Source organism: Mitsuokella sp. AF33-22, from assembly GCF_003475755.1.
Taxonomy (GTDB): Bacteria; Bacillota; Negativicutes; order Selenomonadales; family Selenomonadaceae; genus Mitsuokella.
The window spans coordinates 229,520-252,165 of the sequence record NZ_QRQA01000001.1 but is presented as its reverse complement, the minus strand read 5'-3'; the positions used below and the strand labels follow the sequence as shown (position 1 = coordinate 252,165).

Below are 22,646 nucleotides of genomic sequence, written 5' to 3'. Positions count from 1 at the left end.
ACTCACCCGGCTGCCCTTCCAGGCGCTCGTTCGTGGTGGCCATATCTCTCAGCGACTTGTATTATAATACAGGATAGCGCTGCGTTTGTCAACACCTTTTTGTAAAAAACTCGATTCCCAGTCAACAAGTTCTCATGCGTCTTTGCGGATTGAACAGCAAGTCGGAATAAGCAAAAAACCATCAACCGGAATAAAAAATCCAAGTTGATGGCTTTACGATGTCATATGGTGGCGGCACAGAGATTTGAACTCCGGACACTGCGGGTATGAACCGCATGCTCTAGCCAACTGAGCTATGCCGCCAAAATGGTGGGCAGGGATGGATTCGAACCATCGTAATCCGAAGATGACAGATTTACAGTCTGTTCCCTTTAACCACTCGGGCACCTACCCATTTCTTAACAAGTGCGTTAAGAACAGTATTTATTATAGCTGTACTTCACGCACTTGTCAACTACTTTTTAAAAATTATTTGCGGCGCATCCAGACAGGGATGTCAATGAAGCTGTCCGCACCGACCGTGCTGCCGACAGGTTTGTCGGCGGACTGCTGCGCAGATGGCTGCTGGTCCTGTGCTGCCTGCTGATCCTGGACACCGACTGGTTCTTCCGGTGCATCAAAGCCCGTCGCGATAACCGTGACGCGCACCGTGTCCCCCATGGAATTGTCAATGGATGCGCCCCAGATAATGTTCGCCTGCGAATCCGCAGCCTTCTCGATGGCTTCAGAAGCTTCCGTGACCTCAAACATGCTGAGGTTCTCCTCTGCACCTGTGACATTGAGCAGGACACCACGGGCACCATCGATGCTCGTCTCGAGCAGCGGCGATGCGATGGCCGCCTTGGCCGCCTCAACGGCGGCATTCTCGCCTGAAGCCTCGCCAATGCCCATGAGAGCAGACCCCGCATTGCTCATGATGCTCTTGACATCCGCAAAGTCGAGGTTGATGAGGCCCGGCAGGGCGATGAGATCCGAAATACCCTTGACGCCCTGGCGCAGGACATCATCAGCGATGCTGAAGGCCTGCGTAATTGGCGTTTTCTTGTCAACCACCTGCATGAGGCGGTCATTCGGAATCGTAATGATGGTATCGACATGCTTCTTGAGGTTCTCGATACCGGATTCTGCATTGCGGCGGCGCTTCATGCCCTCAAAGGAAAAGGGGCGAGTCACAACACCAACCGTCAGTGCACCAATCTCACGGGCACATTCCGCCACGACGGGCGCTGCGCCTGTACCCGTGCCGCCGCCCATGCCGGCCGTGACAAAGACCATATCGGCACCGCGCAGCGTATCGAGGATATCGTCACGACTTTCCTCTGCCGCTTTCTGACCGATCTCCGGCTGTGCACCGGCGCCAAGTCCGCGCGTCAGTTTCTCACCAATCTGCATGCGCTTCGGTGCCAGCGACTTCAGCAATGCCTGTGCATCCGTATTGACAGCAATGAACTCCACACCCTGCAGGCCGAGATTGATCATGCGGTTTACAGCGTTGCTGCCGCCGCCGCCTACACCGATTACTTTGATTTTGGCCAGTTGATCTAACCCATTGTCATCCAATTCAAACACAGCGTTAACCCCCATCACGAAATATCTGGTAATGCCTGCAAAACTTCTCAGGCAATCGTCCTTTTTAGCAAAAATACTATACCTCTACCAGTTTACCATCATTTTATCCCGAATGCCATAGCGAACAACAATTTTAATTCCCTGACAAAACAAATTTTTTATTGCGGGGTACTATTTTTCTCTTTCTTCTTGAGGATATGACGACGCAGGACGGCCATATTCTTGAAGATGCGAAAGCCGAATGCCAAGAGCGCCACGTAATAGAGGTCAATTCCCAGGCGATCGCCAATGTAGACCAGGAAGGCCGCCATCAGGGCATTTGTGAAGAAACCGCTGATGAACACCGCCTGATCGAATGTATCGGCCGCCACGGCGCGCAGGCCGCCAAAGACGGCATCAAGCGCAGCCAGCAGGGCCACCGAGAAAAGCTTTGCATAAGCAAAGGGAATCAGCACGGGGCAGAGATAGCCCAGAATCAAGCCTGCGAGCAGGCCCAGGATTGGCAGGATCATTTTTCTCCCTCCCTCTCAGCAGTCTCGTGTGCATAGGTGTGCTTAAAGGAACCCTTGTACGGCGGCACATAGACCGCATCACTCGTCTCCACTTCCAGCTTGATCCCCCATACCTTCAGGGTTTCTGCTACACCGCCACGCATCTTGAGCGAATTCTCAAGCGTTCCCTTGTCACCAATGGCCCGGATCTCAAATGGCGGTGCCGAACGCACATTATTGACGGAGAGCGTCGGACCGGCACAGCGGATCTCAGAGGTACCGATCAGGCGCTGTCCGTTGACGGATATGGCTTCTGCCCCTGCTGCCCGCAGCTCGTTGATGACGCGCAGCAGATCATCGTCATGGATGAGATACAGGTTGGGATTGTCCCCCGCCTTTGATGCAGCCGTGCTGTCGTCAAGCCGCACGATGACACCTTCCCCTTCCATCGCAGTCGTGCCCGAGAGAACGCGCAGTTCTTCCTGCTGCGCATCGGCAGGATTCCCCTGCCCGGACTGCAGGCGCTGCACCTCTTCCTTGAGTGCATCCCGTTCCTTCTCAGTCGCCAGCAGGCGTTCTGAAACGTCTTCGACGCGCTGGTACGGCACGGAGGCCTTCATATCCTGGGTCGTGCGGAACTGTACGGCCAGCATGAAGCCAAGCACCATACAGACGCAGGCGATGGACCAGCTGCCCTTGCGGATCTTGATCATGATTTGTCTCCTTCGTTGTCAGTATCAGCAGGCATATCCTTCATGCGGATAAAGGGAGCTTCATAACTGAAGTCAACGTACTCGATGGTGTGGCGGCTCATCTTGAGGTCGCTGACAAAATCATCGGTCAGGCTGGCTTTCTCATCGAGACGGTCCAGTTGTCCCAGGCGGATTTCCACGGAACCGTTCGTATAAGCCACGACAGCGTCGGGCCGCGCAATATTGACTTCTGAGATCTGATTCAGCGTATCCGCATTGAGATGATTGAGGAAGTACAGGACCTTCCTGACATATTCATCCGTCACATCATCCCCGATGTAGAGGTTCGTGAGCTCCATACCCGTGATCAGGGGAATCGGGACATTGTGCAGATTCTTGTAGACCGACAGGACCTTGCCGTTGCGGTCGATATCGAGATATCCGTAATCGCAGGCCATGGTTGCCACAGGCTTGCGTTCCGTCACCTCGATTTCCACGGTATCCGGCAGGCGTCGGCGTACGACAGCGGATTCCACGCGCAGATCATGCAGGAGGTTCTGCGTCACGACGTCCGTCTGCAGTTGAAAAAGAGGCTCCCCTTTGTGGATGCGGCCGATGTCCGTGATCTGTTCTTCCGTCAGGTACGTATTGCCGCGGAGCTCCACATACTTCAATGTGAAAAGCGGCGTGTAGATGACGATTGCCATGATACCGCCGCAGACAGCCAGGAACAGAAGCCCCCTCAGAAGCCGTCTGAAGCTCCGATGTTTCTTGTGTTCTTGTTCCACCAACTTCTGTTCCCCCCTTTATCCCAAAAAACGCCGGACAAAGCAAAACGTCCGGCGTCCGTTGATTGCCGCCAGGCAATCAGTTCTTGAACCCTGCCATTTCCAGGATGCGTTCGCAAAGCTCCGGGAACTCGATTCCCATTGCCCGGCCTGCGTCGGGAACCAGGGAAAGCTCCGTCATGCCCGGTACCGAATTGACTTCGATGACATACGGCTTTTCCTCTTCACTGAGCATCATGTCAACGCGTGCCACGCCCTTGCAGCCGCAGGCCGTAAAGGTCTTGACAGCCAAATCCTGTATCTCCTTCGTCTTTTCCGGCGATACGCGTGCCGGAATGATGTGCGTCGAAGCGCCCTTCGTGTACTTGCTCTCGTAATCGTAACGGCCCGACGTCGTCGTGATCTCGATGATTGGGAATGCTTCTTTCTGTTCCTCATTGCCCCAGACGGCAACCGTCAGCTCCCGGCCGCGGATGAATTCTTCGACAAGCACTTCATCGTTGTACGTGAATGCCTCCTGCAGCGCCTCCTGCAGCTTGTCCTTCGTCTCAACGATGTAAACGCCGATGCTCGAGCCCTGTGAAGCAGCCTTGACCACGACCGGCAGAGAGAAGTCGCGCTCAATCTCACCGGCGAGATCACGCTTCATCTCATAGCGGTGATACGTATGCGAACGCGGCGTCGAGATGCCCTCGGCCACAAAGACGCGTTTGGAAGCAGCCTTGTCCATCGTGACGGCTGCGGCGAGCACGCCCGAGCCCGTATAAGGGATGCCGAGCATATCAAGCGTTCCCTGCAGAACGCCGTCTTCGCCAAATTTGCCATGCAGTGCATTGAACACGATGGCACAGCCGCTCTTCTTGATATCTTCAGCAAATGTCGGCGGATTGAGCTCCATGCCCTCAGCATTGTAGCCCTTGGACTGCAGGGCCTTGAGAATGGCCATACCGGTCTGGCGGGAAATCTCTGCTTCCGTGGAAGGGCCGCCCATGACGACGACGATTTTTTTCTGGTTCATCTCGTATAAACTCCTTTTCGATTCTTATTTCTGCAGCAGTGCGACAAGTTCTTCACCCGTCTGATAAATGTTACCGGCACCCATGGTGATGACGAGATCGCCCGGCTGTACAAAATCCTTCAGCTGGGCCGAAATGGCCGTGCGATCCTCGATGTAGCGGACTGACTGGCCGGACTGACGGCAGACTTCATCGACGATGGTCTTGCCGCTGATGCCCGGAATTGGCGCTTCGCCGGCCGCATAGACATCCGTTACAAAAAGTTCGTCGGCCGAAACGAACGCCTTGCCGAACTCTTCATGCAGCAGCTGCGTGCGGGAATAGCGGTGCGGCTGGAAGACGCAGATCAGGCGCTTCGGAGCCGTCTCTTTTGCTGCCTTGAGCGTGGCTGCAATCTCCGTCGGATGATGGGCATAATCGTCGACTACCCAGACCCCGTTCACGCGGCCCTTCGTCTGGAAGCGGCGCTTGGCGCCATGGAAGGCAGCCAGGCCAGCCGCCATCTTCTCGAAGCTCACACCGATGGAAAGGCCCGTGACAATGCAGGCCATGGCATCGAGGACATTGTGGCGACCGGGTATGTTGAGGTCGACATGGCCGAGCTCTTCCTCTCCATGGAAGACGTCGAAGGAAATGCCGGTACCGCTGTGCGCGATGTTCTTTGCCCGATAATCAGCCTCATGGTCGATTGCATACGAGATATATCTGCGCTCAAGCGTCTTTGACATGCGGCGGAGGTTCTCATTGTCGAAGCAGATGACGGCATAGCCGGTTTCCTTGTCGACATTTCGGATGAACTGCGTGAAGGCTTTGATGATGTTCTCCATCGTGCCGTAATGGTCCATATGGTCATCTTCGACATTCGTGACCACTGCGATATGAGGGTGAAGCTTGAGGAACGAACCGTCGCTTTCATCGGCTTCTGAAACGAGATATTCGCTTTCACCAAGCTCTGCATTCGTGCCAAGGTCCGGCACCTCACCGCCCACGACGACCGAGGGAGAGACACCGGCGTGTGTCAGCGCGACGCCGAGCATCGAGGTCGTCGTCGTCTTGCCGTGCGCACCGGCCACGGCAATGCCCTTGTACTCATTGACGAGTGCCGCGTTGATGTCGGAACGGTGAAGCTTCGTGATGCCGAGGTCTTTGGCTGCCAGGACCTCCGGGTTGTCAAACGGGATGGCCGTCGAAACGACAATGGCATCGGCGCCGCGCACGTTTTCCGCCTTCTGGCCGCCGAGGAAAATCTTCGCGCCCATCTCGCGCAGCTTCTCAATGATGCCTGAATCCTCGCGATCGGAACCGGATACCTCATAGCCAAGTTCGATCATCATCTTGGCCAGCGGGCTCATGCCTGCGCCGCCAATTCCCACGAAATGAATCTTCTTGATGCCTTTAAGCTCTTTCAGCTCTTTATGCACGCCAATCACCTTTGTCCTTTTCTAGCTATTTCGAGTACGAGATTTGCAATATCAGCCGCAGCCTGCGGTCTTCCCATTTTCTTGCTGGCCAGGGCCATGTCGCGGAGTTTCTGCGGCTCGCTCAAGAGTTCCGTCAGGACGGCACTGAGCGTTTCAGAAGTCAGGTCCTTGTTGAGGATCATCCTCGCAGCACCTGCTTCCTCCAGAGCCCGGGCATTGTGCTCCTGATGATTCTCCGCTGCATACGGATAGGGAATCAGTATGGACGGAATGCCGCGGGCCGTGAGTTCCGCAAGGCCGGTGGCTCCGGCACGGAATACGGCGAGATCCGCTGCCGCCATGGCCTGCGGCATGTTGTAAAGATACGGCTTGACCAGGATGTGCGGGTATTTTGCGAGATCCACACCGGCTTTCTGCAGACGGGAACATACATCCTCGTACTCGTTCTTGCCCGTCACATGGAGGAACTGCACCTCAGGATGCGGGGCAGCATGGGAGAGCACGCCGATCATGGCCCGGTTGATGGCGCGGGCACCGCGGCTGCCGCCCGAAACGAGCACCGTCAGCTTGGCAGGGTCCAGGCCAAAAGCAGCCGCGCCCTCCTCGCGCTGAGCTGAGAGTACCTCGCTGCGAATAGGGTTGCCCGTGAAGACGACCTTTTCCTGCGGGAAATGACGCATGGCCTCTTTCGTGCCAGCCGCAATCTTCGTCACGAATTTGGCCAGGATCTTGTTCGTGATGCCCGGCACGACATTCTGTTCCTGGATGAGCGTCGGGATGTGCATGAGGCTCGCAGCCAGCAGGATTGGTCCGCAGACGTAGCCGCCGGTACCGATGACGACATCGGGATGAAAGCGGCGCACGATGCGCGCAGCCCTGGCGACACCGACCATGGCACGGCCGGCGCGCAGCAGGTTCTCCGGCGTCAGATGGCGCTCAAAGCCCTGGATATCCACCGTCGTGAACGGCAGCCCTTCCTTGGGGATGATATCCGCTTCGAGGCCGCGCTTCGTGCCGACGTAAAGGAATCTGGCATCCGGCACGCGCTGCTGTATCGTGCGTATGATGGTGATGGCCGGGTAGATATGTCCGCCCGTGCCACCGCCGGAAACGATGATGTTCAAGATGATCCCCTCCGGTCAATTCTGTTCGTAAAGATGAACGAGGCGCTTGAAATCGCGTCCGCGTTCCGCCATGCCATGGTACATGTCGAAGCTTGCACAGGCCGGGGAAAGCAGCACGACATCCGGCTCCTTCGCCAGTGCATGCGCGAGCTCCACGGCCTTTTCCATCGAGTAACCCGCTGCATAGATGTGGGCCTCCGGAAAACCGTTTGCCACGGCCGCATCATAGAACCTTGCCGCGGCCCTGCCGATGAGGATGAGCTCATCGACGCGCTCACAGACGAGCTTCATGAAATCCGTGAGGTCCGTCATCTTGTCATCGCCGCCTGCGAGCAGGATGATGTGACCATCAAATGTCTCGAGCGCCTTGATGGCAGAGTCCGTATTCGTCGCCTTCGAATCGTTGTAATACGGTACGCCGTCAATCGTCGTCACATACTCGATGCGATGCTCGACGCCCCTGAACGACTTGAGCACCGGCACCATCGCCGCAGGCTCACAGCCGGCAAAAAACGCCGAAGCGATGGCTGCCAGGGCATTCTCGACATTATGCGCGCCCTTGATGCCGAGCTCATTCGTATGGCAGAGCTCGTATTCCCCGTCATCCCAGCGGATGACGATCAAGCCGTCACGCACATCACCGCGTACAAAGACGCCTTCCGGCAGCTCCTGATGGCGGCTGAAATAGCAGACCCGGCCCTTTGCGCGGTCCTTCATGCCGCGAGTGCGTTCATCGTCGTAATTGAGCACAAGGTAATCTTCCGGTGTCTGCTCCGCAAACATGCGCTCCTTCATAGCCTGATAGACTTCCATGGAACCATGACGCACGATATGATCTGGCGTCACATTGAGAACAGCCGCGACATGCGGGTGAAAATGCTCTGTGGCTTCCATCTGGTAGCTGGAGATCTCAGCAGACAGGCAGCCGCCCCTGCCCGTCTCAAGCGCCACCTCAGAAAGCGGTACGCCGATATTGCCGCCGACGCCGACCTTCTCATAATGCGTCTTGAGCAGCAGGCCGAGAAGCGTTGTCGTCGTCGTCTTGCCGTTCGTGCCCGTTACGGCACAAATCGGCGACTCCGCGATATCATAAGCGAGCTCAACTTCGCTCATGACCTTGATGTGCCGTGCATAGGCGGCCTGAAGCAGCGGAATGCGGACGGGTACGGCAGGCGAAACGATGACGAGATCGACGCCTTCCAGCATCGCTTCCTGCTGTGGCCCGAAAACGAGCGTTACGCCGAGTTCACGAAGCTTGGAAAAATCATCTCCGAGTTTCTCGAGCTCCGCTTCTGATTTCGCATCGCTCAGCGTGACCTCTGCACCAAAGCGGCGCGCGAGGCGGGCAGCGGCAAACCCGCTGATGCCCGCACCAATGACCAATACATGCTTCTGCTTCCAATCCAATTCCATGACGAATCCCCCCGGATATTACAAGATGCGATTTGACTGCCGGACTGCTTACGGCATCATCAAGAGGCCGACGACGCTCGCGGCGAAGCCCACCATCCAGAAAACAAAGACGACCTTCGTCTCCTTCCAGCCGCCGAGCTCAAAGTGATGGTGGATCGGGCTCATGCGGAACACGCGCTTGCCCGTCGTCTTGAACGAAATGACCTGGATGATGACAGACAGAGCTTCACAGACAAAGACGAAGCCGATAACAGCCAGCAGCACCTCCGTATGCGTGAGGATGCCGGCTGCCGCGATGGCACCGCCCAGTGCCAGAGAGCCCGTATCGCCCATGAAGACTTTGGCCGGATTGGCATTGAAGCGCAGGAATGCCAGGCAGGCCGCTGCCATGGCGACACAGAAGAGGGAGAGATCCGGATGGCCCGTCAGATAGCAGACGATGGCATACGCGCCGGCCGCAATGGCCACCGTGCCGGAGGCCAGGCCGTCGAGGCCATCCGTCAGATTGACGGCATTGCTCGTGCCGACCAGCACGAAAAGGACGAGGAAGTAGTAGCCGATGCCGATATCCAGATTGACATCCGCCACAGGAATCCAGATGCTCGTATCAATGCCAAGGACCCTCGTGCCGACCACCATCGTCACGATGGCGATGATGATCTGGCCGAGGAGCTTCTGTTTGGCTTTGAGACCCAGGTTGCGCTTCTTGACGACCTTGATGTAATCGTCGAGGAAGCCCAGCAGAAAATGACCGAGCGTGATGAAGAGTGCCAGCAGCACGGCAGGCGAAAGCGGCGCAGCCACGAGCGTCCCGAGCGTGAGGCCCAGTATGATCATGATGCCGCCCATCGTCGGCGTACCGCTCTTGGCCTGATGACTCTTTGGTCCTTCCTCGCGGATACTCTGGCCAAATTTCAACTTATGCAGTTCCGGTATAAAAAACGGCCCCGTCAGCAGGACGAACCCGGCGGCAATGGCAGCCGCAATGATGATGCTTTCCAACTTATAACGTCTCCACTCTCTTATTTTGCATTCTCATCGACGGCAAGACTCAAAGCAGGTCGATGATCTTTTCCATCTGCATACCGCGGGATCCCTTGAAGAGCAGGGTATCCCCGGGCTGCAGGATCTCGTGCAGGCACTTGCCCGCTTCCTCATGCGAATCGCAGGGGAACACGGCTTCGATACCGCCCTCCCTGGCTCCCTCGGCGATGAACTTCCCCATCTCTCCGCGCGTCACGACGGCGGCAAAGCCGTGTTCGGCAAGTTCATGGCCGACTTTCTTGTGCGCTTCTTCCGAGACGCGTCCGAGTTCCAGCATATCGCCCATGACAGCGATCTTGCGCCCCGGAGCGAGTTCGGAAAGCGTGCTGATGGCAGCCGTCATCGACATCGGGCTCGCATTGTAAGCGTCGTTGACGACATGGTAGCCCTTGATTTCCTCCACCTCAAAACGCATCTTCGTCGCCTCGAGGTTCTTGAGGCCTGCGGCTGTTTCCGCCGGTGACAAACCAAGTGCAAAGCCTGCGGCAATGGCGGCCAGGGCATTGTAGACGTTATGACGTCCCACCATGGCAATCGTGTAATCGTACGTGCGGTCCTTCCAGATGACATGGAAGGACGTCGTATGGCCATCGACCGTCGTGATATCCGCACCGCGGACATCAGCCGGCTGCTCGATGCCAAACGTCAGCACGCGCACACCGGGTGCAGCCTTTTCCCGCATGGCGGCCACATAGGGATTATCGGCGTTGAGAACGACCGATCCGCCCTCGGGGATGGCCTCGACGAGTTCCGCTTTGGCCCTGGCGATATTCTCGATGGAGCCCAGGAGCTCCATATGCGTCTCACCGACATTCGTCACAATGCCGACGGAAGGCGCGGCAATCGGTGCCATGGCCTCAATCTGATGCAGGCCGCGCATGCCGATCTCGACGACGGCAGCCGTATGCTCCTTGCGCAGACCCAAAAGCGTCAGCGGCAGACCGATCTCATTGTTGAAATTGGCCTGTGTCTTGAGGACCGGGCCACGGGCGGAGAGGACGGCTGCCGTGAGGTCCTTCGTCGTCGTCTTGCCATTGGAACCCGTAATGGCCACGACGGGAAGCGTGAATTCCATGCGCCAGGCATGCGCAAGCTCCTGATAAGCCTTGAGCGTATCCTCTACGACGAGCACCGTGGCCTTAAGGCCGGCCAGGATCTCGCGCGGGCAGGCCGCGCTGACCATGACGCCGTTGGCTCCCTTCTCGATGGCATCGCGTACAAAATCTTCCCCGTTGAAGCGTTCGCCCTTGAAGGCCAGGAACAGGACTCCCGGCGTGATTTTGCGCGTATCCGTCACGATATCCGTAAACGACTCGGCTTCTTCCCGATAGACGCTGGCCCCCGTGGCCTCGCGCACTTCATCAAGCGTAAATGCTGGCATCAGTGTTCTCCCTTCTTGGCGGCCACAGCGTCGCGGGCCACTTCCTTATCATCGAAATGGATGGTCTTGTCCTTGAGGATCTGATAATTCTCATGGCCCTTGCCGAGGATGACGACGATATCATCCTTCTCGGCCAGTTCAACTGCGCGGAAGATGGCCTGGCGGCGATCCGTGATCTTCTCATGATGCTTCGTGCCGATGGCTTCCTTCACGCCCGCTTCGACCTGGCTCAGGATGAAATCCGGGTCCTCGGTGCGCGGGTTGTCCGAAGTCGCAATGACGACATCGGCAAGTTCTGCGGCCAGACGTCCCATGATGGGGCGTTTCGTGCGGTCGCGGTCGCCGCCGCAGCCGAAGACGGCGATGATACGTTTCTTGGCAATCTTGCGCGCCGTCTTGAGTACATTCTCCACGCCGTCCGGCGTATGTGCGTAATCGACGATGATGGAGAAATCCTGTCCGGCCTTGACGAGTTCAAAGCGGCCCGGCACGCTCGTGAAGGCCGTGAGCGCCGTTTTGATATGCTGCGGCTCGATGTGCTCGGCCAGCGCGGCTCCAACAGCCGACATGACATTGTAGACATTGAAGATGCCCGTGATATGAAGCTTCAGGGGCATCTTGCCAAAGCTTGCATGGTTCAGCGTGAATTCGGCACCGTTCGCATGGACGAGGATGTCCGTTGCGCGCAGATCCGCTTCCTTCTCAATGGCATAGGTCAAATGTGCGCACTTCGCATGCGCGAGCATCGTTTCGCTGGCAGCATCGTCGATATTGACGACAGCCGTCTTGCCCTGCTTCGTGCCAGGCTCCGATACGTGGTCAAAGAGCTTTGCCTTGGCCAGTTTGTAATTCTCCAGCGTCTTGTGATAATCGAGATGGTCCTGCGTCAGATTCGTGAAGACGGCCGTATCGAATTCAATGCCGGCCACGCGGTTCTGATCGAGTGCATGGGAGGAAACCTCCATGACGACGTAATCCATGCCCTTGTCCCGCATCATGGCCAGCGTGTGCTGAAGCTCCACGACATCCGGCGTCGTATTGTGGATGGGCAGCACCTCATCCTCGATCATGATCTGGATGGTGCCGATGAGGCCGACCTTGTAACCGGCCTCGCGCAGGATGGCGCGCGTGATATAGCTCGTCGTCGTCTTGCCGTTCGTGCCCGTGATGCCGATGACGCGCATCGTGCGGGCCGGATAATCATGGAAGAACGGCACGATCGTATCGAGTGCCGGCTGGAGCTCCGGTACCTGCAGGACGGCGATGCCCTCCGGCACCTCGATATCGCTGCGCGTCGTCAGGATTGCCTGTGCGCCCGCCGCCACAGCCTGCGGAATGAATTTATGTCCATCGACATGCACGCCGGGGATGCAGACAAAGAGCGTTCCCTTCCCGACCTTGCGCGAATCATGCTCGATGCCTGTGATTTCCGTATCTGGATTTCCCGTTACGACAGAGCCCGTCACGAGTTCTGCCAGCTGACCGATTGTTTTCATCTGATTTCCTCCTCAAAGCCCCTTCTAAGCAGTGCGGGCCGTACACTATTATAAACCGTATCTTAAAAATTTTATAGGCTTTTTTTGCGGAACGAAAAGAAGCTGCTTGCCAGGCAGCCTCTCTATGGGATGGAGCGGAACATATCGTACCTCTCTTATTCACTTTCATGTGCAAAATACGTCTTTTTCGGGACCTGCATGTTGAGCTGGCTCTCCGCAATCGACTTGATGCGCTGCGGGTTCTTGAGCTTGGCGATGTCCACATTCAGCCGCTCATTTTCCTGCTCCAGCTGCTCGGACTTCTGCTGTGTTTCCACGAGCTTGTAGCCGCGGCTCGCGGCGATGCCGCTGCCGATGGTGACGAGCATGGCCAGCACGGCAATGACCAGGAAGAGGACCTGGCAGTGCGAGCGCAGCGACGTATTGAGGACCTTGCGGATCACAGGAGCCTTGGGCGCGCGCGGCGCCGGCGAAGGAGCGCCTGCATACAGGCTGTGTTCCTGACGGTCATACTCATCTTCCTGTCTTGCCAGCATGGTCCTTCGCCTCCTTCTCTTCGTCAGCCTCTGCCACAGGCAGCTTTTCAGCCAGCCGCAGCTTGGCGCTCTTCGCGCGTGAATTGTGCACCAGTTCCTCACTTGTAGCCTTGATGGGCTTGCCGAGCAGCCGGATCTCCGGCTTGTGATGGCAAATGCAGACCGGCAGTTCCGGCGGACAGATGCAGCCCCGTGCCATCTCCTTCAATGTCCGCTTCGCAATGCGGTCCTCGAGAGAATGGAACGTGATGATGGCCAGCCGTCCGCCCGGTTTCAGATGGCGGACGGCCGCGCGGAACGCCTGCTCCAGGATGCCGAGCTCATCGTTGACTTCGATGCGGATGGCCTGGAAGATGCGCTTGGCCGGATGGCCGCCTGCCGACTGGCGCACGGCCTTCGGCACAGCCTTGCAGATGATGTCGACGAGCTCACCGGTCGTCTCCACGGGCTTTTCCATGCGTGCCTTGACGATGAACTGCGCGATGCGGCGGCCCCATCGTTCCTCACCGTAATCGTGGAAGATGCGGTCAAGTTCCTGCTCGCTGTACGTGTTGACGACATCGTAGGCCGAGAATGATGCCTCGGGGTCCATGCGCATGTCAAGCGGCGCATCGTGCATGTAGGAAAAGCCGCGCTCCGCGGTATCAATCTGATGCGATGAAACACCGAGATCAAAGACGACGCCATCGACAAATGGTGCATCTTCCTGCTGCAGGATCTCCTCGAGATGCGAGAAATTGCTGTGCACGATGTCCACATGACATGCGACATCCTGCAGGCGCTCACGCGCAGCTGCAATGGCCTCCTCATCCTGATCGATGCCGATGATGCGCCCCTCCGGCGACAGGAGCTCTGCGATACGGTGCGAGTGACCGGCCCCTCCCAGGGTACAATCCACATAGATTCCCTCTGGATTTGTCACCAGTCCTCTGACCGTCTCTTCCAGCATGACGCTGATATGATGAAACTCCACGCTCCTGCCTCCATCTGCTACTACGAATCCTAATCAGAAAAGCTCAAACGGCTTATATGCCCAGTCCCGACAGCGAGGCTGCAATCGCCGTCACATCGGGCTCCACTTCAGCATTATAACGGGTCCACTGTTCCTTGCTCCAGACTTCAATGCGGTTATCGGCACCTGTCAGCACCACATTCTGGCGCAGGACAATGCCGGCATACGTCCGCAGATTCGCCGGCACGAGGAAACGTCCCTGCTTGTCACATTCCAGCGTCCTCGCGCCGGAAAAGAAGAACCGCACGATGGCTCTCGCCTCGGGTTTCGCCAGCGGCAGTGCTCGCAGCTTGGCCGCCAGCTCCTCCCATGCCTGCTGGCCGTAGAGGAACAGGCAACGGTCCAGCCCCTTCGTGATAATGAAGGAAACACCGAGTTCCTGGCGGAAATCAGCCGGCAGGATGACGCGCCCTTTGGCGTCAATCGTATGGGCATATTCTCCCAAAAACATCCTGCGCTTCCACCTTTCTGTCCATCTGTGACACGTTTCCCCACAATTCACCACTTTACCTATTCTTTTTTATAACAGATAATTCCTGCTTTGGCAAGCGAAAAATCCTCCCGATCAGCAGAATTCCCCCTGAAACGCAAAAAACAGCCACCTGATCTGAGGTGACTGCTCTCTGCTTTCCTCAATGCTTGGTCCAGCCGAAATTTGCGAAAAGCGGTGTATAGCGGATGCGCTCGAGGAAGGAACGGTTCGTATTCTCCGTATGGAAAATGGGCACGCGTTCGAGTGCGTAGATATTGCTGCCCTTGTTCACACTGCCGTACTTGATCGTGAAGGCCGCCTTGTAGCCGGCCTCACGCACGAGCTGGGCAATGTGCAGGTTGTACGCACCGGTCGGATACGCCATGTAATCGACCGCATGGCCGAGCTCGGCCTCCGCTTTCTTCTTCGATTCGACGAGCTCCGCCCGCAGCTGGTCGTCGGTGAGATCCGTCATGGACTTGTGGTCGACGGTGTGCGACTCGATGGTCATGCCATTCTGTTCCATTTCCCGGCATTCATCCCAGGTCAGATATCCCTTGCGCGTGCCCACGAAGCTCGTAACCACGAAAATCGTGCCCTTGAAGCCGTATTTCTTGAGGATGGGATACGCATTGTCGTAGTTGTCCTGATAGCCATCATCAAAGGTGACCAACACGGGATTCTCCGGCAGTTTCCCATTGCCCTCGAGCGCGGCATAAAGCTCATCCGGCGTGATCGTATGATAGCCGTGGTCGCGCAGATAGCGCATCTGGTAGTCAAAATCAGCCGGGGCAATGGCCAGTGAAAGGAATTCGTCACTGACCTTATGATAGTTGAGCACCATGACATGGGGCCCGTTCTCCGCTGTCTGCGTTTCTGTCTCTGCCATTTCCGCCCGATGATTCCCCGACGGCCACAAGAACACCGCCAAGACGAGGCTCATCATGGTCAAAACCGCTGCCAGGCACTGGCCCAGCTGTTTATGCTTCCCGTTCATCCTGCACACTCCTTGCCTTGCAACTGCCAAAGCCTGCGCTTCGGCTGCATATGCTCCTTATTTTAGCGCGATTTCCTGGAAAAAGCCACCCTCCTCTAGTGCAAGCGCACAAAATGTGTTATAATTCCTGTGATGGATATACCCCATCTACGTATATTGTGATTTCATTACTCACAGGAGGTTTTCTTATTATGGCAATCACGAAAGATATGAGCATTCTCGAAGTCGTCCAGAAGTATCCGGATACGGTTGACGTATTCGTCAACGCCGGCATGGGCTGCCTCGGCTGCGCTGCCGCACACTTCGAGAACATCGAGCAGGGCGCTATGGCTCATGGCATCGATGTCGATCAGCTCGTCAAGGATCTCAACACGGTCGTTGGCGCTTGAGGTTCATAACGGCAAATAAAAAAGCTGCACCAGCCGGTGCAGCTTTTTTATTTGCCATTTCCCAATCAGAGGTCCTTGAGAAGCTCCTGGACTTTCTCGAGGTAGTCAACACGGCTGAAGTTGTAAACTTCGCCGGTCTTGCGGACCTTGACCTCGATGATACCCTCGTCGACAGCTTTCGGGCCGATGGTCACGCGGACCGGATAACCGATGAGATCGCAGTCCTTGAACTTGACGCCGGCGCGCTCCTTGCGGTCGTCGAGCAGAACATCGAGGCCGGCCTTGCGGCACTCCTCATAGATGCCCTCTGCGTACGTCAGCTGCTCTTCCTTCTTGGCATTGACGGCGACGACGACGACTTCAAACGGCGCGATGGCGCGCGGCCAGACGATGCCCTGGTCGTCGTTGTTCTGCTCGATGGCGGCGGCCATCGTGCGGCCGACACCGATGCCGTAGCAACCCATGACGAGCGGCTGCTCCTTGCCGTTCTCGTCGAGGAACGTCGCGCCCATGGCCTTGCTGTACTTCGTGCCGAGCGTGAAAACCTGGCCGGCCTCAATGCCGCGCGTCATCTTGAGCGGTGCACCGCAGTGCGGGCACGGGTCGCCTTCCTTGACCATGCGCAGGTCGGTGACGACGATGGCTTCCTTGTCGAAGTCGCGCTGTGGGTTTACGTTCTTGAGGTGGAAGTCTTCCTCATTGGCACCCGTGACGGCGTTGTGCATATTCATAACCGTCGCATCGACGAGTACGTGCGTGCCCTGCTTGATGCCGATTGGCCCCATGAAGCCCGGGCAGCCGCCGGCGGCACGGATGGCTTCGTCATCCGCCATACGCAGGTCGAGTGCGCCCTCGATCTGGTTGATGACCTTGACCTCATTGACATCGTGGTCACCGCGGATAAAGGCGAGCACGAGCTCGTCCTTGTCCGTCTGGTAGGCAACGGCCTTGATGGTCTTGTCGGCCGGCACGTTGAGGAAGGCGCAGAGCGTCTCAATCGTGTTCGTGCCCGGCGTGCTGACCTTCTCGAGCGGCAGCTCTTCTTCAGCCGGAGCGCCAATTGGCTTGAGCTCCGCCTTCTCGTCGCTCGCGGCGTAGTCGCATTTCGTGCAGACGGCGATATTCGATTCGCCAGCATCAGCGAGAACCGTGAACTCGTGGGAGTGGCCGCCGCCGATTGCGCCGTTGTCGGCCTCTACCGGGCGGAACTCGAGGCCCATGCGCGTGAAGATGTTCGTGTAGGCATCGTACATCTTCTTGTAGGACTCGTTCATGCCCTCGACGTCCTTGTCGAAGGAGTAAAGATCCTTCATGATGAATTCGCGGCTGCGCATGAGGCCGAAGCGCGGGCGGCGCTCATCGCGGAACTTGTCCTGGATCTGATAGAGCATCAGCGGCAGCTGCTTGTAGGAGCGCACTTCGTCGCGCACGAGTGCCGTGATCATCTCTTCATGCGTCGGTCCAAGGCAGAAATCGCGGCCATGGCGATCCTTGATGCGCATCATCTCATCGCCGTAAGCGCCCCAGCGGCCGCTCTCCTGCCAGAATTCAGCCGGTTGCAGGATCGGCATCATGATTTCCTGGCCGCCGGCTGCATCCATCTCCTCGCGGATGATCTGCTCAATCTTGCGGATCGTGCGCCAGGCGAGCGGCAGGAAAGTGTACATGCCGCCGGCTGTCTTGCGGATCATACCGGCACGGTACATGAGCTGGTGGCTGGCTATCTCAGCTTCAGCCGGTGTATTTCTAAGGGTGGGTGCGTAAAGATTACTTGCTCGCATGCTTGCGTTCCTCCAATATTGCATCGATTTCTTTGAATAATTCTGGGACGAGGTCGGCTTCGGGAACCTTGCGGATGATCTCGCCCTTGCGGAAGACGAGTCCTTCCCCGTTGCCGCCGGCAATACCGACATCAGCGCCGCGCGCTTCGCCCGGACCGTTGACGACACAGCCCATGACGGCTACCTCGATGGGCTCCTCGATGCCCCTGAGCTTCTCCTCGACCTGCGCCGCAATGGCCGGCAGGTCGATGCTCGTGCGTCCGCAGGTTGGGCAGGCCACGAGCGTCGGACCGTACTCCTTGAGTCCGAGCGACTTCAAGATCTCATTGGCGACGCGGACCTCGACGACGGGGTCGCCCGTCAGTGAGATGCGGAAAGTGTCGCCGATGCCCTCGGCGAGCAGTGCGCCGATGCCGACAGCCGATTTGATGATGCCCGTGTTGACCGTGCCGGCCTCGGTAATGCCGAGATGCAGCGGGTAGTCGACCGTCTGACTCATGAGCCGGTAGGCGGCAATCGTCAGCGGCACATCGTGCGCCTTGAGGGAAATCTTCATATCATGGAAGTCGAGCGCCTCGAGAATGCGCACGTGTTCCATGGCGGACTCGACCAGTGCCTCCGGCGTGACACCGCCGTATTTCCTGAGGATTTTCTTATCAAGCGAACCGGCGTTGACGCCGATGCGGATAGGGATATGTGCCTTCTTGGCTGCGCGCACGACGGCCTTGACTTTCTCCTCCCCGCCGATGTTGCCGGGATTGAGGCGCAGCGCATGGATGCCCTGCCGGATGGCCTCCAGGGCCAGCTTGTAGTCAAAATGAATATCGGCTACGAGCGGCACCGTCACCTGACGGATGATGTTGCCGAGATTCTCGGCTGCCGCCATATCGGGCACGGCCAGCCGCACGATATCGCAACCCGCGGCCTGCAGCGCGCGGATCTGCGCAACGGTCGCCTCAGTATCCGTCGTCTTCGTATTCGTCATGGACTGAACGGAAATCGGTGCACCGCCGCCAATGGCCACGGGTCCGATGTGGATATGTCTCGTCATCTTTCGTTTGAACAAATCATACACTTCCTTCTAAACACTCAGCCGCCCATAAAGACGCGCACGAGATCGTTCTTCGTCGCCAGCACCATGAGCAGGATCAAGAGGATGATGCCGACGCTCTGCGTGTACTGCAGGGCCTTCGGACTAAGCGGCTTGCCGCGCACCGCCTCGACGCAGAGCGTCAGGAAATGGCCGCCGTCAAGGGCCGGGATGGGGAACAGGTTGATGATGCCGAGATTGAGACTCAAGAATGCCGCAAAATTCAACAGCGGCACGAATCCCATCTGTGCGACCTCACCGGCCATCTGCGCGACACCGATGGGCCCGGCAAGCTCTGCCCCCGAGAGCTCCATCAGGATCTTGCAGAGCGCAGCAATCATCGCATAGATGATGGCACCGGTCTGATGGAACGCCAGGGAGACGGATTCCACGAATCCCGGATACCGCGTATTGACCGTTCCCATGACGCCAACCATCGCGCGCTTCGCGCTGTTGTCGTACGACGGCGTCACCGTGACGGCAAGCTGCTCGCCCTGACGTTCCACCGTAAGGGCCACGGGCTCGCCGCCCTCATCCTTGACGCCATTGACAAAATCGGACCAGGTCGCAACCGGCTGGCCATTCACCGTCAGCACGCGGTCGCCGCTTTCAAGACCGGCCTCCGCAGCCGGCTTGCCCGCCAGCACCGTGCCGAGTACCGGCTCCGTGCTGGGCGTGTTGATGCCGGCAAAAAAGAAGATGCCGAAAAACAGGATGACCGGCAGGACGAAATTCATGAAGGACCCCGCAAGGATCACGATCATGCGCGAGCCCACCGGCTTGGCACAATAGCCTCGGCTGCCCGCATCATTCTGCTCGGGATCCATGCCGGCGATGTCATTGAAGCCGCCCAGCGGGATTGCCCGGATGGAATAGCGCGTTTCACCACGCTGAACGCTCACGAGCTTTGGGCCGAAGCCGATGGCAAATTCATCGACGCGCATCCCCGTCATCTTGGCCGTGATGAAGTGGCCGAGCTCATGCACGAGCACGAGCAGGCCAAAGACAAAAATTGCAGCTGCAATTGTCAGAACCATTGATTCACCATCCTTCTCGAAAAAGAGATTCGTCGAGCGTCGCCGCTCATTTCTTCAAAAGGGAAGCCGCATACGTGCGGGCCCACGCATCCTCCTCAAAGAGCTCTTCCAGCGTTGGCTCAATCACGCATTCGCGTTTGAGCATCGTCTGTTCGATGATATCGTAGATGTCGAGGAAGTGGATCTCCCCCTTGAGGAAGGCACCGACAGCCACTTCATTGGCCGCATTGAACACGCACGGCATCGAGCCGCCCATCCTGCCGGCCTCATAGGCAAAGCGCAGGCCCTTGAACGTCTCCGTATCCGGCTCTTCAAATGTCAGGTCTTTGAGCTTCCAGAAATCCAGTCGTTCAAAATTCGAAGGCTGGCGCGTCGGATACGTCAGCGCGTACTGGATCGGCAGCTTCATGTCGGGGCAGCCGAGCTGCGCGATGACCGAGCCATCGCAGAACTGGACCATGGAATGAATGATGCTCTGTGGATGGACGACCACCTGGATCTGGTCGTAATCGACGCCATAAAGCCACTTGGCCTCAATGACCTCAAGCCCCTTGTTGACAAGAGATGCCGAATCGACAGTGATCTTCTGCCCCATGTTCCAGGTCGGATGAGCGAGAACCTGCGCCTTCGTCGCACCGATGAGCTCCTCACGCTTCCTGCCGCGGAACGGGCCGCCCGAACAGGTCAGCAGGAGTTTCTCGATTGTCTCCCGCTTCTCGCCCTGCAGACACTGGAAGAAGGCACAATGCTCGCTGTCGACGGGCAGGATGGAAACACCCTGCTCGGCCGCACGGCGCATGACGATCTCACCCGCCACCACGAGTGTCTCCTTGTTGGCGAGTGCAATGTCCTTCCTGGCATCAAGCGCTTTCATCGTCGGCTCGAGTCCGGCAAAGCCCATCATCGAAGTGACGACCGTATCGGCCTCCGGGAAAGCGGCTGCGTCCACAAAGGCCTGACGGCCGCCCATGAGCTTCGTCGGACCGCTGTAGCGGGCCTTGAGCCGCTTGTAAGCCGCTTCATCCGACAACACGGCAAGTTCCGGTGAAAATTCGCGGATCTGCTTTTCCAGGAGCTCATCGCTTGCATTGGCTGCAAGCACGGAAATATGGAACATATCCTTATGGCCGCGGACGACCTCAAGCGTCTGCGTGCCGATTGAACCAGTGGACCCCAAGACTGCAATATTCTTCATATCCTGCCCTCCATCACTTCAGGCCCAAGCCCGAAAGCAGCACAAAGTAATACACGAGCGGTGCCGTGAAGAGCACGCTGTCAAAGCGGTCCCAGACACCGCCGTGTCCCGGAATGATGTTTCCGGAATCCTTGATGCCCGTATAGCGCTTGGCCACGGATTCCACGAGATCGCCGAGCGTCGCCAGGATGGAAATGCAGAATCCGAGCACTGCCATCTCGAGGAGCGGCAGGGAAAAGAAGACGCCGAGGCCTGCTCCGACGGCTGTCGTGCCGACCACAGACCCCAGGAAGCCCTCGATGGTCTTGTTGGGGCTTATCGTGCGGCAGAGCTTGTGGCGGCCGATGGCCGAGCCCGTGAAATACGCAAAGGTATCGGATGCCCAGGTACAGAGAAACATCACCCAGATCATCGCACAGCCAAAAGCCATCGGGCCGACGGGCGTCGCGAGCATCTGCTCGGGATAGAGGAACCGCAGCATGACCATATGGCCAAACGGATACCCGAAGTAAAGGATACCGCCGACTGAGAGACAGGCTGCGGGGAAGGAAACACGCCCATGCAGCAGCACGGCCATGAGCAGGACAACGAGGACGATGCCCGTGCTGACAGCCACCGTCTCATCCGCACTGCCGAGCCAAGCACAGCCCCAGAGCAGCACCAGGCCGACGATGCCGAGGAGAAACGTCAGACGTTCCCCCTTTCTGGCGAAGGCCCGCGTGTATTCAAACCAGGCCAGGAGAGAAAGCAGCAGGGCAAAGCCGGCAAACAGGGCTCCGCCCATCTGGATGACGGCCGCAGCCAGCACAATGCCGATCACGCCCGTGATGATTCTAGTAAGCAACGCAATACGCTCCTCTTCATGTAATCAGGTATTCTTCAAGCCGCCAAAGCGCCGGTCCCGCCCGGCAAACTCCACCATCGCGTCCACGAAGCACGCGGGAGTGAAGTCCGGCCAATTCGTATCAGTAAAGTAAAACTCAGCATAGGCCGACTGCCACAAAAGGAAATTCGAGAGGCGCTGGTCGCCGCTCGTGCGGATGACGAGATCCACCGGCGGATCTCCTGCCGTATCAAGCGAAGCTTCCATGAGCTTCTCATCGATATCCGCTGCCGAAAGTTCTCCAGCGGCCACGCGCTGCGCGAGGCTGCGTGCAGCGCGCAGCAGTTCGTCCTGTCCGCCATAGTTCGCCGCCACATTGAAGCGGATGCCCGTATTGTCCTTCATGAGCTCCTCCGCTGCCGTCATCTGGCGCTGCAGGCTTTCCGGCATGCCATCCTTGCGGCCGATGAAGCGGATGCGCACGTTGTAGTCATTCATCTCTTCGAGCTCCTTGATGAGATAGTCCGAAAAGAGCTTCATGAGAAAATCGACTTCCGGACGCGGGCGCTTCCAGTTCTCCGTCGAGAACGCATAGACCGTCAGCGCTTCGAGGCGCAGGTCGATAGCCGTCTTGAGGACATTCTTGAGCGTCTTGACGCCGGCCTTATGCCCGGCCGTGCGCACGAGGCCGCGTCCCTGGGCCCAGCGCCCGTTGCCATCCATGATGATGGCCACATGGCGCGGCAGACGTTCCCAGTTGATTCTATCGAACAGCGGGTTGGCGAGTTCCTCCTCGTTTGGCTGTGCCTTGCCGCCAAATATCTTTTTCCACATCTTTGCTTCTCCTCCATCCTGAGGATATCTACACAATAAGGAAAA

The 22,646-nt window shown here is 57.7% G+C and carries 22 protein-coding genes and 2 tRNA genes; 1 reads left to right on the top strand and 23 read right to left on the bottom strand.

Annotation, left to right across the window (positions count from 1 at the left end; translation table 11 throughout):
* Window positions 1–226 precede the first annotated feature (226 nt).
* The 17 genes from DWZ54_RS01330 to DWZ54_RS01250 form a co-directional block, all read right to left on the bottom strand.
* Window positions 227–303: transfer RNA gene (locus DWZ54_RS01330), tRNA-Met, on the bottom strand.
* Between the two features lie 4 nt (window positions 304–307).
* Window positions 308–393, bottom strand: a tRNA-Tyr gene (locus tag DWZ54_RS01325).
* A gap of 75 nt (window positions 394–468) precedes the next feature.
* Complete coding sequence (gene ftsZ / locus DWZ54_RS01320) at window positions 469–1,569, bottom strand: cell division protein FtsZ (protein ID WP_233541575.1); 1,101 nt, start codon at window positions 1,567–1,569, stop codon at window positions 469–471.
* A gap of 158 nt (window positions 1,570–1,727) precedes the next feature.
* On the bottom strand, window positions 1,728–2,081 hold the full coding sequence (locus DWZ54_RS01315; RefSeq protein WP_118015787.1) for a small basic family protein: 354 nt from the start codon (window positions 2,079–2,081) through the stop codon (window positions 1,728–1,730).
* The gene (locus DWZ54_RS01310; RefSeq protein WP_118015788.1) at window positions 2,078–2,773 is read right to left on the bottom strand and encodes a DUF881 domain-containing protein; all 696 of its coding nucleotides are present in this window, start codon (window positions 2,771–2,773) and stop codon (window positions 2,078–2,080) included. The genes DWZ54_RS01315 and DWZ54_RS01310 overlap by 4 nt, the downstream gene beginning before the upstream one ends.
* Entirely contained in the window at window positions 2,770–3,543 is a 774-nt protein-coding gene (locus DWZ54_RS01305; RefSeq protein ID WP_233541574.1) for a cell division protein FtsQ/DivIB, read from the bottom strand. Before DWZ54_RS01305 ends, DWZ54_RS01310 begins: the two co-directional genes overlap by 4 nt.
* A 76-nt stretch (window positions 3,544–3,619) precedes the next feature.
* Window positions 3,620–4,558 carry a D-alanine--D-alanine ligase gene (locus DWZ54_RS12115; protein ID WP_118474159.1) on the bottom strand — a complete coding sequence of 313 codons (939 nt, stop codon included), beginning with the start codon at window positions 4,556–4,558 and terminating at the stop codon, window positions 3,620–3,622.
* 24 nt (window positions 4,559–4,582) lie between these two features.
* Window positions 4,583–5,986 (bottom strand): UDP-N-acetylmuramate--L-alanine ligase, encoded by a 1,404-nt coding sequence (murC, locus tag DWZ54_RS12110; protein WP_367181008.1) that lies wholly within the window; start codon window positions 5,984–5,986, stop codon window positions 4,583–4,585.
* Window positions 5,983–7,101 (bottom strand): undecaprenyldiphospho-muramoylpentapeptide beta-N-acetylglucosaminyltransferase, encoded by a 1,119-nt coding sequence (murG, locus tag DWZ54_RS01290; RefSeq protein WP_118474158.1) that lies wholly within the window; start codon window positions 7,099–7,101, stop codon window positions 5,983–5,985. Before murG ends, murC begins: the two co-directional genes overlap by 4 nt.
* Before the next feature lie 15 nt (window positions 7,102–7,116).
* On the bottom strand, window positions 7,117–8,508 hold the full coding sequence (gene murD / locus DWZ54_RS01285; RefSeq protein ID WP_118474185.1) for a UDP-N-acetylmuramoyl-L-alanine--D-glutamate ligase: 1,392 nt from the start codon (window positions 8,506–8,508) through the stop codon (window positions 7,117–7,119).
* A 54-nt stretch (window positions 8,509–8,562) separates the two neighbouring features.
* Window positions 8,563–9,516: a phospho-N-acetylmuramoyl-pentapeptide-transferase gene (mraY, locus tag DWZ54_RS01280; protein ID WP_118015791.1), complete on the bottom strand. Its 954-nt coding sequence runs from the start codon at window positions 9,514–9,516 to the stop codon at window positions 8,563–8,565.
* Window positions 9,517–9,565: 49 nt separating this feature from the next.
* Window positions 9,566–10,939: a UDP-N-acetylmuramoyl-tripeptide--D-alanyl-D-alanine ligase gene (gene murF / locus DWZ54_RS01275; RefSeq protein WP_118474157.1), complete on the bottom strand. Its 1,374-nt coding sequence runs from the start codon at window positions 10,937–10,939 to the stop codon at window positions 9,566–9,568.
* A complete protein-coding gene (locus DWZ54_RS01270) occupies window positions 10,939–12,435 on the bottom strand; it encodes a UDP-N-acetylmuramoyl-L-alanyl-D-glutamate--2,6-diaminopimelate ligase (protein ID WP_118474156.1) in 1,497 nt (498 codons plus the stop codon). The genes murF and DWZ54_RS01270 overlap by 1 nt, the downstream gene beginning before the upstream one ends.
* A 155-nt stretch (window positions 12,436–12,590) precedes the next feature.
* On the bottom strand, window positions 12,591–12,971 hold the full coding sequence (locus DWZ54_RS01265; protein WP_118474155.1) for a cell division protein FtsL: 381 nt from the start codon (window positions 12,969–12,971) through the stop codon (window positions 12,591–12,593).
* Entirely contained in the window at window positions 12,949–13,944 is a 996-nt protein-coding gene (gene rsmH / locus DWZ54_RS01260) for a 16S rRNA (cytosine(1402)-N(4))-methyltransferase RsmH (protein ID WP_118474154.1), read from the bottom strand. Before rsmH ends, DWZ54_RS01265 begins: the two co-directional genes overlap by 23 nt.
* 52 nt (window positions 13,945–13,996) lie before the next feature.
* Complete coding sequence (gene mraZ, locus DWZ54_RS01255; protein ID WP_118474153.1) at window positions 13,997–14,434, bottom strand: division/cell wall cluster transcriptional repressor MraZ; 438 nt, start codon at window positions 14,432–14,434, stop codon at window positions 13,997–13,999.
* Between the two features lie 181 nt (window positions 14,435–14,615).
* Window positions 14,616–15,452 carry a polysaccharide deacetylase family protein gene (locus DWZ54_RS01250; protein ID WP_199663145.1) on the bottom strand — a complete coding sequence of 279 codons (837 nt, stop codon included), beginning with the start codon at window positions 15,450–15,452 and terminating at the stop codon, window positions 14,616–14,618.
* Window positions 15,453–15,643: 191 nt separating this feature from the next.
* Here DWZ54_RS01250 and DWZ54_RS01245 point away from each other — a divergent pair, with 191 nt between their 5' ends.
* On the top strand, window positions 15,644–15,841 hold the full coding sequence (locus DWZ54_RS01245) for a DUF1858 domain-containing protein (protein ID WP_036378940.1): 198 nt from the start codon (window positions 15,644–15,646) through the stop codon (window positions 15,839–15,841).
* Between the two features lie 65 nt (window positions 15,842–15,906).
* On the opposite strand, the gene DWZ54_RS01240 is transcribed toward DWZ54_RS01245, so the two are convergent.
* Genes DWZ54_RS01240 through DWZ54_RS01215 form a run of 6 tightly spaced genes read right to left on the bottom strand, consistent with a single transcriptional unit; the run spans window position 15,907 to window position 22,601 of the window.
* Window positions 15,907–17,622 carry a proline--tRNA ligase gene (locus DWZ54_RS01240; RefSeq protein ID WP_118474152.1) on the bottom strand — a complete coding sequence of 572 codons (1,716 nt, stop codon included), beginning with the start codon at window positions 17,620–17,622 and terminating at the stop codon, window positions 15,907–15,909.
* On the bottom strand, window positions 17,609–18,688 hold the full coding sequence (ispG, locus tag DWZ54_RS01235; protein WP_255418072.1) for a flavodoxin-dependent (E)-4-hydroxy-3-methylbut-2-enyl-diphosphate synthase: 1,080 nt from the start codon (window positions 18,686–18,688) through the stop codon (window positions 17,609–17,611). The genes DWZ54_RS01240 and ispG overlap by 14 nt, the downstream gene beginning before the upstream one ends.
* 23 nt (window positions 18,689–18,711) lie before the next feature.
* Window positions 18,712–19,749, bottom strand: a complete 1,038-nt coding sequence (gene rseP / locus DWZ54_RS01230) for an RIP metalloprotease RseP (protein WP_118474151.1) — start codon at window positions 19,747–19,749, stop codon at window positions 18,712–18,714.
* Window positions 19,750–19,795: 46 nt separating this feature from the next.
* Window positions 19,796–20,944: a 1-deoxy-D-xylulose-5-phosphate reductoisomerase gene (locus DWZ54_RS01225; protein WP_118474150.1), complete on the bottom strand. Its 1,149-nt coding sequence runs from the start codon at window positions 20,942–20,944 to the stop codon at window positions 19,796–19,798.
* Window positions 20,945–20,957: 13 nt separating this feature from the next.
* Complete coding sequence (locus DWZ54_RS01220; RefSeq protein ID WP_118474149.1) at window positions 20,958–21,788, bottom strand: phosphatidate cytidylyltransferase; 831 nt, start codon at window positions 21,786–21,788, stop codon at window positions 20,958–20,960.
* Between the two features lie 24 nt (window positions 21,789–21,812).
* A complete protein-coding gene (locus DWZ54_RS01215) occupies window positions 21,813–22,601 on the bottom strand; it encodes an isoprenyl transferase (RefSeq protein ID WP_118474148.1) in 789 nt (262 codons plus the stop codon).
* Between the last annotated feature and the right edge of the window lie 45 nt (window positions 22,602–22,646).

Coding starts and splice junctions, on each gene's coding strand:
- DWZ54_RS01250 (WP_199663145.1), bottom strand. CDS start 15,452: ATGAACGGGAAGCATAAACAGCTGGGCCAGTGCCTGGCAGCGGTTTTG.
- mraZ (WP_118474153.1), bottom strand. CDS start 14,434: ATGTTTTTGGGAGAATATGCCCATACGATTGACGCCAAAGGGCGCGTC.
- DWZ54_RS01310 (WP_118015788.1), bottom strand. CDS start 2,773: ATGATCAAGATCCGCAAGGGCAGCTGGTCCATCGCCTGCGTCTGTATG.
- rseP (WP_118474151.1), bottom strand. CDS start 19,749: ATGGTTCTGACAATTGCAGCTGCAATTTTTGTCTTTGGCCTGCTCGTG.
- murF (WP_118474157.1), bottom strand. CDS start 10,939: ATGCCAGCATTTACGCTTGATGAAGTGCGCGAGGCCACGGGGGCCAGC.
- DWZ54_RS01315 (WP_118015787.1), bottom strand. CDS start 2,081: ATGATCCTGCCAATCCTGGGCCTGCTCGCAGGCTTGATTCTGGGCTAT.
- DWZ54_RS01225 (WP_118474150.1), bottom strand. CDS start 20,944: ATGAAGAATATTGCAGTCTTGGGGTCCACTGGTTCAATCGGCACGCAG.
- DWZ54_RS01215 (WP_118474148.1), bottom strand. CDS start 22,601: ATGTGGAAAAAGATATTTGGCGGCAAGGCACAGCCAAACGAGGAGGAA.
- DWZ54_RS01240 (WP_118474152.1), bottom strand. CDS start 17,622: ATGCGAGCAAGTAATCTTTACGCACCCACCCTTAGAAATACACCGGCT.
- DWZ54_RS01270 (WP_118474156.1), bottom strand. CDS start 12,435: ATGAAAACAATCGGTCAGCTGGCAGAACTCGTGACGGGCTCTGTCGTA.
- DWZ54_RS01245 (WP_036378940.1), top strand. CDS start 15,644: ATGGCAATCACGAAAGATATGAGCATTCTCGAAGTCGTCCAGAAGTAT.
- DWZ54_RS01265 (WP_118474155.1), bottom strand. CDS start 12,971: ATGCTGGCAAGACAGGAAGATGAGTATGACCGTCAGGAACACAGCCTG.
- DWZ54_RS12115 (WP_118474159.1), bottom strand. CDS start 4,558: ATGAACCAGAAAAAAATCGTCGTCGTCATGGGCGGCCCTTCCACGGAA.